At 51.4% G+C, this 4,003-nt stretch carries 3 protein-coding genes and 1 pseudogene; all 4 read left to right on the plus strand.

Annotation, left to right across the window (positions count from 1 at the left end; all coding sequences use genetic code 11):
- Positions 1-71: 71 nt before the first annotated feature.
- Positions 72-167, plus strand: a pseudogene (locus NFR99_RS14775) (Maff2 family mobile element protein); the annotation flags it as partial.
- 88 nt (positions 168-255) lie between these two features.
- Positions 256-1,125 (plus strand): VirB6/TrbL-like conjugal transfer protein, CD1112 family, encoded by an 870-nt coding sequence (locus tag NFR99_RS14780; protein ID WP_251354029.1) that lies wholly within the window; start codon positions 256-258, stop codon positions 1,123-1,125.
- A 63-nt stretch (positions 1,126-1,188) separates the two neighbouring features.
- Positions 1,189-1,635, plus strand: a complete 447-nt coding sequence (locus NFR99_RS14785) for a PrgI family protein (RefSeq protein ID WP_251354030.1) — start codon at positions 1,189-1,191, stop codon at positions 1,633-1,635.
- Complete coding sequence (locus NFR99_RS14790; RefSeq protein ID WP_277613468.1) at positions 1,541-3,949, plus strand: VirB4-like conjugal transfer ATPase, CD1110 family; 2,409 nt, start codon at positions 1,541-1,543, stop codon at positions 3,947-3,949. The genes NFR99_RS14785 and NFR99_RS14790 overlap by 95 nt, the downstream gene beginning before the upstream one ends.
- Positions 3,950-4,003: the final 54 nt, after the last annotated feature.

A 4,003-nucleotide genomic window follows, 5' to 3' on the forward strand; every position in this document is an offset into this window, starting at 1 on the left:
CCGTCCGGCAGTCAGCCGGACAGGGAACGGCAAAATTTTTTACACTTCTTTTACTTCTTTATCTCACATGAGCAAAATCACAGGGTATGAAACAGTTGATGGCGGGCGGCGGAGTTGCCCTGATCGGCATCACCCTGGTTCCCATGCTCTCCGGACTGTTCGGCTAATCACTGGAGATTTTGTAACCTGTAAACCAAAACACATCTTCGGCCCTTCCCGCTTCCGGGCGGGAGGGGCTGGAAAGGAGGCAGACCATTGGATTTCTTATGGGATTCCATTACCGAATGGCTGAAAGAACTTTTAGTCAGCGGCATTATCAACAACCTTTCCGGGATGTTTGACCAGGTAAACCAGAGAGTCGGGGAGATCGCCGGACAGGTAGGCACGACCCCGCAGGCATGGAATGGCGGCGTGTTCAACATGGTACGCAACCTTTCAGAGACTGTCATCGTCCCCATTGCCGGGGCGATCCTGGCTTTTGTTATGACACTGGAGCTGATCCAGCTCATTATTGATAAGAACAACCTTCACGACCTGGATACCTGGATGTTCCTGAAATGGATTTTCAAAACCGCATCAGCAATCCTCATTGTCACCAACACCTGGAATATTGTTATGGGCGTGTTTGATGTGGCCCAGAGCGTAGTCAATAACGCGGCAGGCGTCATTATCTCCGACACTTCGATTGATATTTCCAGTGTGGTAAACGATATGGAGACGCGGCTGATGGCGATGGATTTAGGGCCGCTGTTCGGCCTGTGGTTCCAGAGCCTTTTTGTCGGCATTACCATGTGGGCGTTGACCATCTGTATTTTTATCATCGTATATGGCCGTATGGTGGAAATCTATCTGGTGACTTCCATCGCCCCGATTCCCATGGCAACCATGCTCAACCGGGAATGGGGACAGATGGGCCAGAATTATCTCCGCTCCCTGTTCGCCCTGGGATTCCAGGCATTTCTGATCATTATCTGTGTGGGCATCTATGCGGTGCTGGTGCAGAATATCTCCGTGGCCAGCGACATCAGCACGGCGATCTGGACTTGTATGGGCTATACCGTGCTGCTCTGCTTTACCCTGTTCAAGACAGGGAGCCTTGCTAAGAGCGTGCTGAACGCCCATTAAAGGAGAGATCATTACAAAATCAATCCAGTTATAAGCCAATACCGTGAAGGAGGTGTATTTTCCATGGCTTATGTGAACGTCCCCAAGGACTTGAGCCGGTTAAAGACAAAAGTGATGTTCAACCTGACTGCCCGCCAGCTTGTATGCTTCGGCTGCGGCTCTCTGGTGGGCGTACCGCTCTTTTTCCTGCTGAAACGGTATGCCAGTACCAGCGCGGCCGCGCTCTGTATGGTGCTGGTCATGCTCCCCTTTTTTATGCTGGCTATGTATGAAAAGAACGGCCAGCCTTTGGAAAAGATCATCCATAACTATGTGCAGGTTCGGTTTGTCCGGCCCCGGCACAGACCTTATCAGACTGACAACTATTATGCCGTATTGGAGCGGCAATACCACTTGAATAAGGAGGTACAACATATTGTCCACAAAACAGGCAACACAAAAACGAAAGCTGACCCGCGCCGAGCGCAGGGAGATCGCTGCCGCCATCGAACGGGCAAAGCAGACGGATAAGAACAAGAAATCGGCCCAGCAGTCCATCCCTTATGAGCGGATGTGGCCGGACGGCGTGTGCCGCGTGACCGGCAGCTTTTACACCAAGACTGTCCAGTTCCAGGACATCAACTACCAGTTATCCCAGAATGAGGATAAGAGCGCCATCTTTGACGCATGGTGTGATTTCCTTAATTACTTTGACAGCTCCATACGGTTCCAGTTCTCTTTTTTGAATCTGGCTGCCAGCATGGAGAGCTTTGAACAGAGCATTTTTATCCCGCTAAAAAATGATGCTTTTGACAGCATCCGGGCCGAGTATGCCGAAATGCTCCAGAGCCAGCTTGCCAAGGGGAACAACGGCCTCATCAAGACCAAGTTTCTCACGTTCGGCATTGAGGCAGACAGCGTAAAGGCAGCAAAGCCCCGGCTGGAACGCATTGAAAATGACATCCTCAATAACTTCAAACGGCTGGGCGTCTCCGCTGTCTCCCTGAACGGGCTGGAACGGCTGCGGCTGATGCACTCTATTTTCCATATGGACGATCAGAGCCGCTTTCAGTTCTCCTGGGACTGGCTGGTTCCCAGCGGCCTCTCCACCAGGGATTTTATCGCGCCTACTTCCTTTGAGTTTAAGGACGGGCGTTTTTTCCGTATGGGAGCGAAATTCGGGGCCGCCTCCTTTTTACAGATTCTTGCCCCGGAGCTGAATGACCGGATGCTGGCTGACTTTCTGGATATGGAGAGCAGCCTGATCGTAAATATGCACATCCAGTCCGTAGACCAGGTGGCGGCCATTAAGACTGTCAAGCGAAAGATTACCGACCTGGACAAAATGAAGATTGAGGAACAGAAGAAAGCTGTCCGGGCCGGATATGATATGGACATCATCCCCTCCGACCTGGCAACTTACGGCACGGAGGCCAAGAACCTGTTAAAAGAGCTGCAGAGCCGGAATGAAAGGATGTTTTTAATGACCTTCCTTCTGGTGAATACCGCCGACACCAAGGCACAGCTTGACAACAATGTGTTCCAGGCATCCAGTATCGCCCAGAAATATAATTGCCAGCTCGTCCGGCTGGACTACCAGCAGGAGGAAGGGCTGATGAGCAGCCTTCCGCTGGGCCTTAACCAGATCGAGATACAGCGCAGCCTCACCACTTCCAGCACGGCGATCTTTATCCCCTTCACCACGCAGGAGCTTTTCCAGTCCGGCAGGGAGGCACTGTATTATGGCCTGAACGCCCTTTCCAACAACTTAATTATGGTGGACAGGAAAAAGCTCAAAAACCCCAACGGCCTGATCCTCGGCACACCGGGCAGCGGGAAATCCTTCAGCGCAAAGCGGGAAATGTCAAATGCTTTTCTTATCACCAATGACGACATCGCCATATGCGATCCGGAGGGCGAGTATTTTCCCCTGGTGCAGCGGCTGGGCGGCCAGGTGATCCGTATCTCTCCAACCAGTACGGATTTTATTAACCCCATGGACATCAATCTCAACTATTCGGATGATGAAAACCCGTTATCCCTGAAAGCAGACTTTATCCTGTCCCTGTGTGAGCTGGTGGTGAGCAGTCGTGACGGCCTGCAGCCGGTGGAAAAGACGGTGATCGACCGCTGTGTGCGCCTGATCTACCAGCCGTTTTTAAATGACCCATGCCCGGAGAATATCCCTATCCTTGGCGATCTGTATGATGCCCTGTTGAAGCAGGATGAAAAAGAGGCCCACCATATCGCAACGGCTCTGGAAATCTATGTGTCCGGCTCCCTCAATGTGTTCAATCACAAAACCAATGTCAATGTGAATAACCGGATTGTCTGCTACGACATCAAGGAGCTGGGAAAGCAGCTTAAAAAGCTGGGGATGCTCATTGTCCAGGATCAGGTTTGGGGCCGTGTGACAGAAAACCGGGCTGCCGGAAAGTCCACCCGCTATTACATGGACGAGATGCACCTGCTTCTCAAAGAGGAACAGACCGCCGCCTATTCGGTGGAAATCTGGAAAAGGTTCCGTAAATGGGGCGGCATACCCACAGGCATTACGCAGAACGTGAAAGACCTCCTTGCCAGCCGTGAAGTGGAGAATATCTTTGAAAACTCGGACTTTGTATATATGCTCAACCAGGCTGGCGGAGACAGGCAGATTCTCGCAAAGCAGCTCAATATCAGCCCGCACCAGCTCTCCTATGTGACCCATTCCGGGGAAGGCGAGGGGCTGTTGTTCTATGGAAACGTGATCCTGCCTTTCGTTGACCGGTTCCCGAAGGACACCGAGCTGTATTCTGTCATGACAACCAAGCCCAATGAAGTAAAAAAGGAGCTTCCTGTATAATTCAAATATAGGAAATTCCAAGAAAGAAGGTTGAGAAAAAAATACCTCAGAGTA

The sequence above is a fragment of the Hominisplanchenecus murintestinalis genome (assembly GCF_943193015.1).
Classification (GTDB): domain Bacteria; phylum Bacillota; class Clostridia; order Lachnospirales; family Lachnospiraceae; genus Hominisplanchenecus_A; species Hominisplanchenecus_A murintestinalis.